Below are 15,014 nucleotides of genomic sequence, written 5' to 3' on the forward strand. Positions count from 1 at the left end.
ATAATAAACTCAATATGAGTAATTCATTTAACAGCAAAGATCATCCACATAGAAGATATAATCCTTTATTGGATGAATGGGTTTTAGTATCACCGCAAAGAGCAAAACGGCCATGGCAAGGACAACAGGAAGAACCATTACCAAGCGTTCAAAATCAATATGACCCCGAATGCTATTTATGCCCGGGAAATTCAAGAATTAACGGAGTCCAAAACCCTCAGTATGAAGGTGTATATGTATTCGATAATGATTTTGGATCTTTATTAAGCGAAGGAGTATCCTTCAATGAAACCGAGGATGAATTATTTAAAATTGAACCTGAAAGAGGAATTAACCGGGTAATTTGCTTTTCACACGACCATTCATTGACTCTTCCTGAGATGACTGTGGAGGCAATTACAAACGTGGTGTCTACTTGGAAAGAAGAATATCAGAATCTGGGAGAACTGGATTACATTAATCATGTTCAGATTTTTGAAAATAAAGGAGCAATTATGGGATGTAGTAATCCTCATCCTCATGGGCAGATTTGGGCGCAGTCATCCATTCCTTCTCAGGTAGCTAGGACCCAGCAAAATTTGAAGAACTATCATGACAAAAACGGAACAACGCTTCTGTCTGATTATCTTCAAAGAGAAATAGAAATTAATGAGCGGATTATATTAGAAAATAAGGCTTTTATGGCTTTGGTTCCATTCTGGGCAACCTGGCCATTTGAAACAATAATTATAAGTAAAAAGCCTTTAAAAAGCCTATTGGATTTTTCACATGAAGATCAGGCTTTATTGGCCCAGATGTTGAAAGATTTAACTACGAAATACGATAATATTTTCTCCACTTCTTTTCCTTATTCTGCAGGAATACATCAGGCTCCTACAGATTCAGAGTCCCACGAAGAATGGCATTTTCATATGCATTTTTATCCCCCTTTGCTTCGCTCAGCTAGCGTGAAAAAATTTATGGTGGGATACGAAATGTTAGCAGAAGCCCAAAGAGATATTACTCCGGAACAAAGCGCAGAAATTCTTAAAAAAAGTTCAACAATTCATTATAATAATAAATAAAATAGCTCTTAATAAAAATAGGCTGTTTTATAAATTAGATACAAATAAATGTCAAATATTAAATATATTGATTCTTTAATTAAAGAGGGTGAAGTCCCTTTTTTTAGAGAATTATATGGACGAAATTCAGAATTATTACATCAGCAGGCAATCCGATATACCAAAACATTAACTCGTTTCAAAGAAGTTTTTGGTGATAAAGAGGTTTCTGTATTCAGCTCACCGGGACGAACCGAAATAGGGGGCAATCATACAGACCATAATCATGGTCGCGTATTAGCGGGCGCAGTAAATTTAGATAATATTGCCATTGCTGCTAAAAATAATTCAAATATAATTCGCATTAAATCGTCAGGTTATCAAACATTTGAAGTAGATTTAACTCATCTTATACCCAATGAAAATGAATTTTCAACTCCAAACGCTCTTGTCCGTGGGATTAATGCCCGATTAAATGAATTGGGATATGAAATAGGAGGATTTGATGCCGTAATTGACGGATGCGTTCCTAAAGGTTCTGGATTAAGTTCGTCAGCATCATTTGAAGTATTAATAGGAGTAATCGTTAGTCATTTATTTAATGAAGGTAAATTAGATCCTATATTAAATGCTCGTATAGGACAATATGCAGAAAATGTTTTCTTTGGAAAACCTTGTGGATTAATGGATCAGGTAGCTTGTTCGGTAGGAGGATTGGTAAGCATTGATTTTGCTGATGTAGAGAATCCTATTGTTAAGAAAGTAGATTTTGATTTTGAATCTACTGGTTTTTCTTTAGTCATTACAGATACTAGAGGGGATCATACCAATTTGAATCATGAATATGCTGTTTTACCTAAAGAGATGAAAGACGTTGCTGCCCATTTAGGATGTAACGTACTGAGAGAAACTACTTTGGAAAAAGTAATGGATGTTGCACCTTCTATTCGTCAGAAAGTGGGAGATCGGGCTATTTTAAGAGCAATTCATTTTGAATGCGAAAATGACCGGGTAGTAGATGAAGTATCGGCATTAGAGAAGAAGGATTTTAAAAAATTTTTGCAATTGGTAATAGATTCAGGACACAGTTCGTATATGTATAATCAAAATGTTTATGTATCAAGTAACATAAAAGAACAAGCAGTTTCATTGGGATTGGCGTATAGCGAAGTCATATTAAAAGGTGCTGGAGCCTGGCGTGTGCATGGGGGAGGATTTGCAGGAACGATACAAGCCTTTGTTCCTGAGGATTTGCTTGAAAGATATATTACAACTTTAAATCATTTATTTGGTGCAGGTTCTTGTCATGCTTTATTTATTCGACAAAAAGGAGCTGTTAAATTAGACTTTTAAAATAATGGGTGTCATCAATGAAGTGGCTTTTAATACAGTTCACAACAATCAAAAAGTGCAATTATTTACTTTGAAAAATAAGAATGGGATGATTGTACAAATCACTAATTATGGTGCAATCATAGTTAGTATTAATGTTAAAGATAAAGATGGGAAATTGGCAGATGTGGTGCAGGGGTATGATACAGCACAAGAATATATTGATAATAATGAGTCTTATCAAGGAGCTATTTGTGGTAGATATGCTAATCGTATTAAAAAAGGAAAATTTACATTAAACAGAAAAGAATACGCATTAACAGTTAATGATGGAGGCAATCATTTGCATGGTGGTTCGATTGGTTTTGATAAAAAAATATGGGATGTTAAAGAGTCTTCTGCCTCGAAAGTGACTTTTCAATACACTTCTCCTGACGGGGAAGAGGGGTATCCGGGTACAGTAACTGTAACAGTAACCTATTCTATTAGTGAAAAGAATGAATTGCGATTAGATTGTTCAGGGACAACAGATCAGGAAACTATACTCAATCTGGTGAACCATTCTTATTTTAATTTGGCAGGAGAAGGTAGTGGAACAATATATAATCATCAATTGCAGATGGAGGCTGATTTTTATACGCCTCTTACAAAAACTAATGAACCTACAGGTGAGATTTTAACTGTAAAAAATACCCCGTTTGATTTTACTTCCTTAATAGGTATTGGAGATAGAATTGATTCTGGTCACGATCAGCTTGCTATTGGGAATGGATATGATCATAATTTTGTTTTAAAACACCGTATGCATAGTTTAGAGTTAGCCGCTACCGCTATAGAGCCGCAATCGGGTAGAAAAATGGAAGTATTTACCACTATGCCGGGCTTACAATTTTATACTGCCAATTGGATAAATAATGAAAAAGGAAAAGAGAATCACATATACCAGGAAAGAGAGGCATTTTGTTTAGAAACGCAAAATTTCCCCGATGCAATTAATCAATCTCATTTTCCATCACCAATCCTAACTCCTAAAAATGTATATGAACATTCAACTATTTACAAATTCTCAATTATTGACAGTAAAATTAGATTTGATAGTCAAAAATAATTGGTTAAATTTTGAGGAACTTATTAGCTTCATACAGACACTTTCCTTTGACATATGATCAAAAAAATAACCCTTCAAATTGTAAAATTTGAAGGGTTTGTTAGAAATTGTTTAATTTCTAGTGGTTTCTCCAGGAATCGAACCAGGGACACATGGATTTTCAATCCATTGCTCTACCAACTGAGCTAAGAAACCATTTATGTTTTCGTTTATTACTTCGTTGTTTTAAAGTGATGCAAAAGTATAACATTTTATAATACCGCGCAAGTTTTTTCATTTATTTTTTTGAAAGAATATGTTGGTATAGCTTGTTTTTGGTTTCAATGATCTGTTCATCAGTATTTTGATGGGTCTTAATTTTTTTTTCATTTTTTCCAGAATATTATTTTTAGCAGTTTCCTGTCAGTGTATTTTCAATGCTGAAATTGTTTTTTGTTCTGATAGTACTGTCCTTATCTGTTCTTGAAAGAAAATAATTTCCCATTATTTCTCTGTTTTATAGAATATTAAACAAGTAATTAAATTACTTTGAATATAAATAGCTGTAAATGTCAAACACTTGATTTATAGTGTATAAATTGCCTAACAAGCGTTAGTCGTACTATTACGACATTTTTTAAAATTTAATCATAAATTAAATTTGTTTTTTATAAATACATCTATATTTGGTGATATAGAAAACAAAAATCACAAAAATAATAACGATCAAAATTTACAATCATGGCAGAAAGAAATTCAAGAGGAATTTTAAAATTCAACAACGGTGAAGGGCAAAAGCTATTAAAACTGAACTACAGCGTATCAAGAGCTACTGACGTATCAGGACGTGTAGCATCAGATCCTTCTAATGCTCTTATCAAAATCACGGTGGAAGCTACTGATAAATCAGATATCCTGGAAAGTTTACTGAACGGAAAGTACAAGCCTACAGTAGGAGAGATTACTTTCAATAAATCTCACGAAGAAGGAACCTTGACAACATTGAAATGGACAAACGGTTACGTAATTCAGCACGAAGTAGATTTCGATGCAGTAGATGAAAATAGCATGTACATCAGCTTTGTGGTAAGTGCAGAACAGATTGACCTGGGGAATTCTTCTTATTTCGGAGCATGGCCTTCTTAAATCTATTCAGAATTTAAATATCAGGCAGAATGGTACACCCGGTTCAAGGGCTGCTGTTCTGCCTTTTTTAACCTTATAGCACAACTGTTTATTTATAATAAAGTTCTGAAAAAAAACACCTAATCACTATGAAAAAAAGCACCTCGAATTCCGATAAGATTTCTGAGAATCATATTCCCGGGATCAACCGTGTGGTAAAACTGGATATTGTGATTGAAGGTAAAATCATCAAACACTTCAAGCATTTTCGTCTGCAGCAAAGTGTAAGACGTCATCATAATTTTGAACTTATTCTGGCCCATGATTCACTTGGGGAAGCTCAAAACCATACCCTGGAACAAGCCCGCCAGTTTTTGGGGAAAAGAATTACCATCGTTTTCAAATACAAAGATTACGAAAGCGAAAGCCCGGAAAGAACCTTTGTAGGGGTTATCACCAAAGCCGCATTCAGCCAGGAAAAAATGAGTCTTGGAAATATTGTACTTCGGGGGCAGAGCCCAACCATCCTGATGGATGCAGCTCCCCATACCCAGAGTTTTGGTGGAGATCAGGCTGTGAATACCGGAATCATTGCCAACAAAATATTTAAAGAAGCGCTGGGATCAGAGAAATTTGATTTCAGAGTAGATACTCAGAATAAAAGCTATATCAATTATAGTTCACAATATAACGAAACCCATTACAACTATCTTGCAAGAACTGCAGAAGCTTATGGAGAACAGTTTTATTACGATGGTGAAGTTCTTCATTTCGGGAAACTTCCCCCTTCAGAAAAACCAATTCGCCTCGTATACGGAAACAATGCCAGCGATGTACAGGTAGAACTGAATGCGGTACATACCAATCCTCAGTTTTTTGGGTATAACAGCAGCAGCCATACTAAAATGGAAGGCTCTGAAAATAATATCAGACATTTGGGAGAAATACCCTCAAAAGCATATGAACTCAACAACAGTATCTTTAAAACGCCATCTCTGTCGCCCGTACCCATCAATGCCAATATGTTTATGGATGTAAGCGATTCCCAGAAAAGTGCTGCCGGAAGCGCTGCCGTGGAAGTATTTACTGTTGCTGGAAATACGACAGTTCCGTTTCTATATCCCGGATGCCTTGCTGACATTGAAATGCGTAAGCCGGATACCAGTCAAACGTCCTACTTTACAAAACTCACCATCACTGAAGTGAATCACGAAGTCAATGCCAGAGGATATTACAACGGTAGTTTTGAAGCCATTGCTGAAGGAACAGGCTTTATGCCGAAACCAGATTTTATATTACCTAAAGCCGAACCGCAGGTTGCCACCGTTATTTCCAATACAGATCCGCTTAATCAGGGAAGAATACAGGTAAGATTCGATTGGCAGAAAAATCCGGATACCACTCATTTTATCAGAATGATGAGCCCCGATGCCGGAGGAACAGATATGATCACTCAAAACAGAGGTTTTGTAGCAGTACCGGAAGTAGGAGATCAGGTAATGGTCGGTTTTGAATATCATCACCCGGATTTTCCATTTGCCATGGGAGGAATGTTTCACGGACAGGTTGCATTGGGAGGCAGTATTAATAATCATCTTAAATCTATTCAGACAAGAAGCGGAAACAAAGTAATCTTTAACGATCAGGAAGGAAGTATTTTCATTGAAGATCCAAGTGGTAATACTTACCTCATGGATGGAAAAGGCAATATTGTAGTGAATGCTCCCAAAAATATCACCTTTACTGCAGGAGAAAATGTACAGATCAGCGCAGGGAAAAATATCATCGCTTCTGCTCAGAGGAATGTAAATATCATGGCTGGGGAAGATATCACGGAAACAGCCAATGATGATTATAACCTTACAGCAAGCAATATTATTGAAACGGCTGAAGCCGGCAGAAAATCTACAGCTAAAAATATTACGGAAAATATGGAAGCTGGCTCTTACATCAGTACAAAAGATGCCATTAATGTAGAAAGTGCCAAGGAAGTCCTTATCAATAGTGGTAAACAGGTAAAAATGCAGTAATATGGCGGGCGAAGGCGGAAATATCGTACGGAATGTCTTTGGGAAATCCTACAAAGAGGCAGAACAGATCATGAAAGATGCTTCCAAGGGTACTTTGGATTTTAAATCTCCACAGGAAAATACCTTTTATGGAAAAAAGGGAGGGAAGAAATTTGATGAATATCAGGCGAAAAAAGAAACTCTTCCAGTGAGAGTTTTAAAAGTAAAATGTTATGAAGATTTTGCATGTACAAAAGAAGTAACGGTTATAGAAAAAGAAAGAAAATATTTTTATAAAGTAACCCAATATAATAGAACTCCTACTAAAGCAGAAGTGAAAAATCTTAAATGGGCAATACAATATGATGATGGAAGTATTTCGAATGCTATGCAAGTAACTGGAGAAGAGAAGATTTCTTTTTTTGTTTCTGATAATAGTCAGGTAATGAGAGTTCGTGTATTTGCCTTTTTTAAAACACCAAATAAAAACGCAAGTATAGAAGTATTTACAAAACATATAGAATTAGAAATTACAGATAAATCAGTTGGGTATTCCATAATGAGATTGTTTGATGTAGCAGATGACTTTACAACGACAATGTTAAAAGATAAGTTTCCTGCTTGTATTGTTAATGTTTATAGTGTAACAATAAAATACTATGAGGGAAATGAAGTTGTAGAACATGGGAGTTTTGGTGTTACCAGGGATGGATGGCAAAAAATTGATGAGAAAGATGGAAAATATTTTATGATAAACAGAGCCTTTGAACCTAAAGAAAGTAATCAAAACACTTATAAAGTTGCTCATAGTTTTGTTCCATCTCAATATAAAGGATTAATGAAAATAGATGCTTTTGAATTACATTCTTTTGCAGGAAAAGCAAATTTACCTGCAGAACCAATTTATACAAATTATAAATTGGATAATAAAACACCTATTACTCATAGTAGAAATAAAATAGATGAGGTTACGAATGTAAATATTCATATTGGAGGACATTATACTAGAGGGCGGACAATGAAAAGGCCAGTAGAAGTTCAATATTCTTCTCCTACAACAGGAATACCTACAGGAACAAGTTATAAGATCGAGGAGGTCGGAATCCATTGGCTTGGAGGGTCATTGGGATGTTTTGCTTTTGTTGAACCAGAAGATATAAAACCCGATATAAAATCGGCATTTGCAGCTCATAATAATAATGAATATAGTAAGCACACATCAAATCGACCTTGGCAAAATATAGTTGATAAAATACATAAATTAGAAGCTGAATATAAAGCTCAGATAATAGTTAAAGTTGTTAAGCGAAGTAATTATAAAAAAGTAATTCCTGATTTCGATCCAAAAAGCATTTTATGGGAATAATAAATAATAAATCTAAAATAGCTATAGGTATAATAATATCTTTAGGAGTTGTTTTTCTAATAAGGGCATATGTTATCTATTCCTTTTACAAAAATGATGAATTGTACGGAGATGGTATTCCTGATAGTACTAAGTATGACAGAGAATTTTTGTCAACAGTGTTATATTCTGTTTTGATAATGATTTTTCTGTCTGGTATTAGTATTCTGATATTTAGAAGAAAACAGAAATGAATTCAATTTAAGTATTGGATAATTATTAGATGAATAAAAAATCTCATATTGCTTATCAATAAAACCATAGTATGAGGCCTTCTACATTAATTTTTATAACTATAACCTTAATAATCTGCAATAAAAGTGACAATTTGGGTGGTTATAGAGAAAATTATAGATAAGCATTTTGATTTCTAAAAGTAGGTAACAGTAAAATTAATGAAGAAATATTTTATTCCAAAATGAAGAAAAGAATCATAAATGCAGGAGGATTTATAGGAATATTATTCTCAATATGGGACTCAATGGTTGATAATGCTGATACAGCTTCATTAGAAGACCATTTAAGTGTTGGATTTGTTTTCAGCTCGGTTTTTAGTTTGAAAACATTGATTTATTTGTCGATTGGTATGTTCTCCGGATGGATAATCAATTTTATGATCAATAAAATCAGCGAACTGCATAGAGAGTGGAATGACTTTTAAATTACAGAAAATAATAAAACCAATATGGTAGAAACGAGAGTAAAACCTTTTCAGAGATATACATCAGGAATCCACCATTATCAGGTGGAAAATGCTCTTGAAATACAGTTTGGAGAAGCAAAAGGGTTTTATTCATCTTTTAAAATTGTGCTGCAGGAAAAAGTAAATGAAGATCACACCAAAAACTGGCTGATAGAAAAGGCAGAAGATTCCTCTTTTCCATCTGAAAATAAATTCATGGAAATTCTGCATGTGTTGGAACAAAGCTCTTATCCGCTGGAAATAAAAGTGGATGAAAAAGGAAGCTTTCTAAGTGCTGCAGATCATCAGAAAAATATAGAAAACTGGAAGCTCAAAACAGCAGGACTTCAGGAAAAATACCAGAATGTGGATGTTTTCAGAAATCAATATCTGTCAGCATATGAAGATGAAGCTGGTTTTTATAAAAATAAACTTAAAGAACCCTTTTGGAATCTTTTGCTCTTTGCTCCGTATTATGTTGATAACGGTGGAAAAAATGAAGAATCCATCATGTGGAATATCAAAGGAATCGGAGATGTAGAATGCTTAGGAATTATCATTGCAGAACAGAGAGAATATGGTTTTGATGCCCTTTTTACTTCTGAAATTAAAGTTCCGGAAATAATACAAAAGGAATTAGATAAAAAATATCTGTATCAGGCGGGACAGTATAAGGTAAAATTACAAATAGAAATGGAATACAACTCCCATAAAAAGCAGTATTCCAAAAAGAAAGCTGACTTTATATTGTCAGATGGAGAAAAAACAGTATACCGGGAAACGATTACAATGACTTAATCTTTATGAACAAATGACATGGCGGATAAAGGATACATCATTATAGAAGGAGCTACAGCATACTGCAGCAGCTCTGTAACCAACAATTCCAATGGAACAGCCGTTCCGATGGAAGTGAAAAGCCAGAAAAAAAAGCTGGGCAAAAACAAATATTTTGCACAGAATAAACCTGTAGCAACATATCTTGATGACAAAGCTGAAAGCTTCGGAGGAGGAAACGGATTCGGAAACTGTAAAGGTTCAGATGGCAAAACTTATCCTTGCAAAGGCAAATGCAATATCAAATATAGAGACTATTATGAAAACGTAGAATTCAACAAGAGTATGAAAATCCTGTTGGATGCTTCTACCGGAAACTGCCCTGGATATGGTGTTCCTGGAACCATTGCTTTTGCAACGACGGGCCAGGCTAATAATGTTTCGCAAATAGAAGTGAAAGAAGCCGACGAGTTTTCCGTAGCCAACATTTCTCCGCAATGGCCCTCATCTTCTGCTTCTGAGGCAAATATAGCAGTGTCATCAATTTCAATGGTAAGACCAATACCAACAGATAAACTAAGTAGCACTTACTATTATATTAAAGGAATGAATGGCCCGCTTCTTCCTATTATGAACCCTTTTGGCGGGGATAATCTGGATTTGAAAGCTCAGTTCAAAGGGGATGAGAAAAAGATTATCTGGGCACTTTTCAAAGGAGAAGGAACGAAAGATAAAATAAAAACATTTATTGGATTGGGGAGCAATTTCAGCCAGTCCATGAGTAAAATATTCGACGGGCTTACTGAAGGAAAGTACAGACTGGAAGCTTATGGTAAAAAAGCTGGTGATGCCAAATGTTCTATTAACGTAGAGGTCATACAGGATTTTGTCAAGAAAATTGTCAGTCCCGGTTCTTCAACGTTGATCAATATTCCTTTACCCTTATCTATTGAGCGTAAACTCAACAGTACGACGGATCAGACAAAAATACTGAACAGAGGATTCTTTATGCCTGTAAATACCGTTCACTGGATCGTAAAACAAGGAACGGCAGTCTTGTATAACAGTTCTTCCGGAGCCTCATCTTCTCATCTTGTTTCTGTAACAGGCGCAGGCGATCGTGTGATTCTTATTTTTAAAAATGCAGGTAAATATACTGTAGAAGCTTTTACAGATCCTACAGATCCCAAACCGCAGTCTGTAGAAATTCAAATCGAAAACAGTCTTGGAGTAATGGGGGTTAAGGGAGAACCCGGTCTGGTGAGATTCAGTGATACCATTAAAGTGCAGGCTTCAAAGTTTAATGTCAATTATATGCCTTCCGGTACTTCCGTGTACTGGTATCTTAAAAAAGAAGGTATTGGAAGAGTGGCTTTATTTGAAAATTCACCTTCCTTCAGGACAGGGATAATCAATAAAAAAGTTGCTGAATTGCTTTATAATGATGCAAAATTAGCCAGTAATCAGTATTTCGGTAAATATATACTTGAAGCCTACGCTAATCCGCTGGGAACTGGAAAACAGCCTGGCTTTTCCGGATCAGATTGCTTTAACTTTGAAGTCATTCAAAATATCATTGATAAATTTACCCTTCCGGCTGCCAATATTCCGAAAGGAACAAAAATAAAATATACAGCAACAGCAAGAATCGCTGCATTGGCAGGCAATGAAGCTATAAAAATAGAAGTTCCGGATAAAGTGACCAATAACGGAGACGGAACCATTACATTTAATGATCTCGGAGAATACACGATTTCCGTATATTTAACAGGTGATTATACCGACGGGAAGAAAATAGAAGCTAAAGTAAAAGTCTCAGAACCTGCCGTAAAAAGAGCACTTTGGGCTTATGGAACCGGAGTAAAACGTACCGAAACCGGATTTGGAGAAGAAACCTACGGATTTATTGAAATTGATGGACTTCAGAATCAGGCTTTAAAAGTAAAAGTATGGGTAAAAGGAGAAGGCGATGATTTCTATAAAGAGAAAGACAAATACATGCTGGAGGAGAAAACAGTCACGTTGAACAATGAAGGCAAAGCGTCCTTCCTTATTACTACCAATGACGATTACAAGAAAAAATTACTGGCTGCTATTCCAAAAACAACAGAGAATCCTAATCCGTCCTACCGTATTGTGTTTACAGTAGAGCTTCAGGCAAGCTCATCTGGAGATATCGTACTTCCGGGGAATATTACCATTCAGGGAACGCGTCCTGTAGTTGTAGACAATACCACAACTTGTCTTGAAGTTTTAGATGCTAATGAAGAATTGGTGATCACTTCCGAACAGAAAATTGTCTCCATTATGTTTTCTACCGAAGATGGTAAAGACATTCAGCGGATGCAGACCTTCTATGGTAAAACTCATAAACTTTGGGTACATACCGTGAATATGACAGAGGAAGTTTTGAAGATTGACGTTCTTAAGGAGATCCCTAAAGAAGGACTGAACGAACAAGATCATATCACGTATACCCACGAAAGCAAACAGAGCTACAACGAAGAAAAAACAGGAAAAGACGGCTTACTTGAAGTTTCGTTTACAGCAAAGGAAGAATGGAAAAACCCACCGAAAAACTTTGATTACTATATAGCACAGGTTTCCCGTCAGGTTCAGGATCCTGCTGATCCCAAAAAGAAAGTCTGGAAAATAGAAAAAAGCCAGTTGACCATCAACAATACACTTCCTGCCGATCTTGTCAGAACAGAAGATATGGAGAAATTGGGGATTAAAGCTTATAAAAAAGACGGAACTCCCTTCACAAAAGAAGAAATGCTGGAACTTAGAAAGCAATTTATCTTCTATGAAAGTGGCTGCCTGAAAGTATCTCAAAAAGAAACACCCGAAGCTATTGATAATGATGTAATGCCTGTTGTTGTGGAAATGGCGGAGGTGAAGAGGGATGGAGGTGAATGTCCACGATGCAAAGCAGAGATTACTTTGGAAGAATTAAAGCAAGTTTTTTTTAATGGAAATAAATCTTTAATAGAAAAATGTCTGCCTTATATTAATACGTATTTTGAGAAATTTAATATAAATACTTGCAGACGTAAGGCTCATTTCTTTTCACAAGTGAGGACAGAAACAGATTTAGTAAATTTAACTGAAGATTTGCGTTATAGTTATAATACATTATTTAATAGTGATTTAGCATATTATAAAGGTAATACTGAAAGATGTAAACAAGATGCTTTAAATGATAGATCAATAGGAATTAATGCATATGGAACTAGATTGGGAAACAGAGTAGGAACGGATGATGGATTTGATTTAAGAGGAAGAGGGTTTATAATGGTAACAGGGAGAGATAATTATAAAGGATTTCAAAGATTTTACAATGCACATAGGGCTAGCCTTGGATTATCTGAAATAAAATTTGTAACATTAGACACAGATTTTACAGAGGAACATCCTGAAAAGTTAGCGGAAGAGCAATATGCTGTTTTATCAGGAATTAGTTTCTGGATTACCAAAGGACTTAATGAAATTGTAAGTAATGGGACTGATGAATTAAAAACCATAAATGATCTTGTAGATGTTATCAATAGTAAAACAAGTTCACGCGATAAAAGAAGAGCTTCTTATCAGGGAGGAAAATATATTTATAAAAAGAAAGAGGGTAATTACATTACCGGAACAAAAGCTATTTTTAAAGTAGATCAATGTGGCAAAAGAAAAGATACAGGAATGGCTCTTGCTGGTAAGGCTCCGTGGATGCCTTTTGCTTTCCCAGAAATTGGGCAGAAAGCTATTGCTGGTTCAGAAAATAACCCTAGAATTAGTGAGTACTTTAATGAATCTTCTAATGGAAAAGGTCTTAATGAGGGAACCAATTGGTGTGGTGCTTTTGTAAGTTGGGTTTTTGCACAGTCAGGATATTCTCCACCTCCTTTGTCTTGTAGAGCTGCTATGTGGCAGTTCTGGAAACAACTAGATAAGAGTAAACCTATTTATGGGGCGGCAGCCGTAATTGATTGGGGTGAAAATGAATCAGCAAGTGCTGATGGGAAAAATGTAGGAGGAGATGGGCATATTACTTTTGTAATAGGAAAAACAGAAGATGGTAAACACTATTATTGTTTAGGTGGAAATCAAGGAGGAGTAAAAGGAGCGAGAACTGTAAAAATATCAAAATATTCAGTTGATGATATTGATTGGTTTGTTATCCCTCCAACTTATATCCCAACAGAAGATGAATATAATTTAAAGGTTATGACTAGTGAAGCAGATGTTGATTCTCAGTCAAGCACAAGAAGTAATTAAATATTAATATATTATGAAAAATATTCTATTAATAGGGATTGTATTAATGATGAATAAATGTAACTCTCAGAAACCAACTAATAATATGTCAAATACACATTATATAAAGCAAGATTCAGATTCTTATATTCCTGTATTAAAATCACAATTAGCAGCTGGTGCAAGTGGAGAGAAAAATGAAACTGATTATCCCACATATAAGTTTACATTGAAAGATTTAGAAAGTACAGAATCTATTATAGCAAAAGAATTAGAAGATAATGGGTATAAAAAACCAGGTACAGAAGAATTCATCAATAAAATTAATACGATCTTCAAAAGGGTAATTGATCCTAAATCAGAATCTAAGTACTTACATATCAATTTTGAAGATAAATGTTCTAAAGACTTAAAACTGTATAAAAATTCAAACAGTATTGATGTAAATCCATACAGTACTTATGTTTTTAAGAATGGGCTTTTCATTTCAGATTTATACAGTATTCCTGAAATAATGGATTATACTAAAAATTCTGAATTATCTCAGTTTGAAAATGATGCTGAGAATAATAATCATATAAAAGATATAAAAATATATTATTGGAAAGATATAGCTGAGTTAAAAAATATAAGAAAACAAAATATTAAGACAATTGTTGCCAGAAATATGTATTTCTTCAATAATAATAAATCCTACATAACATGGTTAGTACAAAATGATCAAATTTTTATTAAAAATCTTATTAAATTTTTTGGATATGATGGAGAATCAAAATTTAATGAATATGTTATTAATAATCTGAATTTAAATTCCTTAAATAATGGACATGAACTTTTGAGTTATATTGTTTCTAAAGATTGTGAAGGGCAATTAGATATAAGAACCTCATTTCTTAATTCCTATGAATCTATTTATAATAATTCGAAAAATGTAAATGATATATTGATATTAAAATATGTAAGCTCAAAACTTATAAATAATGAATCTAAAAATAGTTTTAATGATAAAGAGAGAATGAAGATTTTGGCGGCTATAGCCAATATTTTTGATCCAATATTTAAAAAGTCTCATCACGATGGCCAAAACTGGGGAGAAGTGACAATATTAGCTGATTACAGAGATTTTATAGGTGAAGAAGACTGGAATAAAGTTAAAAATGAATATAAAATAAATAATTATTATAATTTACCGAATTTAAAATCAATGATCGAATATGCAGATTTATTTGATAGTGTTGGCGCTCCGGATTAAATTCATAATTAAAAAGAAGTATATCTCAAAATATGCTTCTTTTTATTTCTTAAACAC

The 15,014-nt window shown here is 34.4% G+C and carries 10 protein-coding genes and 1 tRNA gene; 10 read left to right on the plus strand and 1 reads right to left on the minus strand.

Annotated elements, in window-relative coordinates:
- Window positions 1–14: 14 nt before the first annotated feature.
- From LKL37_RS14125 to LKL37_RS14135, 3 genes are read left to right on the plus strand one after another with little or no spacing between them, the layout of a single operon-like run.
- Complete coding sequence (locus LKL37_RS14125; protein WP_431611174.1) at window positions 15–1,064, plus strand: UDP-glucose--hexose-1-phosphate uridylyltransferase; 1,050 nt, start codon at window positions 15–17, stop codon at window positions 1,062–1,064.
- A gap of 48 nt (window positions 1,065–1,112) precedes the next feature.
- Window positions 1,113–2,396, plus strand: a complete 1,284-nt coding sequence (locus tag LKL37_RS14130) for a galactokinase (protein ID WP_431611175.1) — start codon at window positions 1,113–1,115, stop codon at window positions 2,394–2,396.
- 4 nt (window positions 2,397–2,400) lie between these two features.
- Complete coding sequence (locus LKL37_RS14135) at window positions 2,401–3,483, plus strand: aldose epimerase family protein (protein ID WP_431611176.1); 1,083 nt, start codon at window positions 2,401–2,403, stop codon at window positions 3,481–3,483.
- A gap of 122 nt (window positions 3,484–3,605) precedes the next feature.
- Here LKL37_RS14135 and LKL37_RS14140 read toward each other — a convergent pair.
- A tRNA-Phe gene (locus LKL37_RS14140) sits at window positions 3,606–3,678 on the minus strand.
- Window positions 3,679–4,203: 525 nt separating this feature from the next.
- On the opposite strand from LKL37_RS14140, the gene tssD reads away from it, so the two are divergent.
- From tssD to LKL37_RS14175, 7 genes are all read left to right on the plus strand, one after another.
- A complete protein-coding gene (tssD, locus tag LKL37_RS14145; RefSeq protein WP_431611177.1) occupies window positions 4,204–4,608 on the plus strand; it encodes a type VI secretion system tube protein TssD in 405 nt (134 codons plus the stop codon).
- A gap of 128 nt (window positions 4,609–4,736) precedes the next feature.
- Window positions 4,737–6,617, plus strand: coding sequence for a type VI secretion system Vgr family protein (locus tag LKL37_RS14150; RefSeq protein WP_431611178.1), 1,881 nt, complete (start codon window positions 4,737–4,739; stop codon window positions 6,615–6,617).
- Between the two features lies 1 nt (window position 6,618).
- Window positions 6,619–7,962, plus strand: coding sequence for a hypothetical protein (locus LKL37_RS14155; RefSeq protein WP_431611179.1), 1,344 nt, complete (start codon window positions 6,619–6,621; stop codon window positions 7,960–7,962).
- Window positions 7,963–8,419: 457 nt separating this feature from the next.
- Window positions 8,420–8,662: a hypothetical protein gene (locus LKL37_RS14160; protein WP_431611180.1), complete on the plus strand. Its 243-nt coding sequence runs from the start codon at window positions 8,420–8,422 to the stop codon at window positions 8,660–8,662.
- Window positions 8,663–8,686: 24 nt separating this feature from the next.
- Window positions 8,687–9,481, plus strand: a complete 795-nt coding sequence (locus LKL37_RS14165) for a hypothetical protein (RefSeq protein WP_431611181.1) — start codon at window positions 8,687–8,689, stop codon at window positions 9,479–9,481.
- A gap of 18 nt (window positions 9,482–9,499) precedes the next feature.
- Entirely contained in the window at window positions 9,500–13,726 is a 4,227-nt protein-coding gene (locus tag LKL37_RS14170) for a hypothetical protein (RefSeq protein ID WP_431611182.1), read from the plus strand.
- Window positions 13,727–13,739: 13 nt separating this feature from the next.
- Window positions 13,740–14,957 carry a hypothetical protein gene (locus LKL37_RS14175; protein WP_431611183.1) on the plus strand — a complete coding sequence of 406 codons (1,218 nt, stop codon included), beginning with the start codon at window positions 13,740–13,742 and terminating at the stop codon, window positions 14,955–14,957.
- Window positions 14,958–15,014: the final 57 nt, after the last annotated feature.

Source organism: Chryseobacterium sp. 'Rf worker isolate 10' (assembly GCF_050753305.1).
Taxonomy (GTDB): domain Bacteria; phylum Bacteroidota; class Bacteroidia; order Flavobacteriales; family Weeksellaceae; genus Chryseobacterium.

Excerpts from the sequence above, each read along its gene's own strand:
- LKL37_RS14125 (WP_431611174.1), top strand. The coding sequence starts at position 15 with ATGAGTAATTCATTTAACAGCAAAGATCATCCACATAGAAGATATAAT.
- LKL37_RS14130 (WP_431611175.1), top strand. The coding sequence starts at position 1,113 with ATGTCAAATATTAAATATATTGATTCTTTAATTAAAGAGGGTGAAGTC.
- LKL37_RS14135 (WP_431611176.1), top strand. The coding sequence starts at position 2,401 with ATGGGTGTCATCAATGAAGTGGCTTTTAATACAGTTCACAACAATCAA.
- tssD (WP_431611177.1), top strand. The coding sequence starts at position 4,204 with ATGGCAGAAAGAAATTCAAGAGGAATTTTAAAATTCAACAACGGTGAA.
- LKL37_RS14150 (WP_431611178.1), top strand. The coding sequence starts at position 4,737 with ATGAAAAAAAGCACCTCGAATTCCGATAAGATTTCTGAGAATCATATT.
- LKL37_RS14155 (WP_431611179.1), top strand. The coding sequence starts at position 6,619 with ATGGCGGGCGAAGGCGGAAATATCGTACGGAATGTCTTTGGGAAATCC.
- LKL37_RS14160 (WP_431611180.1), top strand. The coding sequence starts at position 8,420 with ATGAAGAAAAGAATCATAAATGCAGGAGGATTTATAGGAATATTATTC.
- LKL37_RS14165 (WP_431611181.1), top strand. The coding sequence starts at position 8,687 with ATGGTAGAAACGAGAGTAAAACCTTTTCAGAGATATACATCAGGAATC.
- LKL37_RS14170 (WP_431611182.1), top strand. The coding sequence starts at position 9,500 with ATGGCGGATAAAGGATACATCATTATAGAAGGAGCTACAGCATACTGC.
- LKL37_RS14175 (WP_431611183.1), top strand. The coding sequence starts at position 13,740 with ATGAAAAATATTCTATTAATAGGGATTGTATTAATGATGAATAAATGT.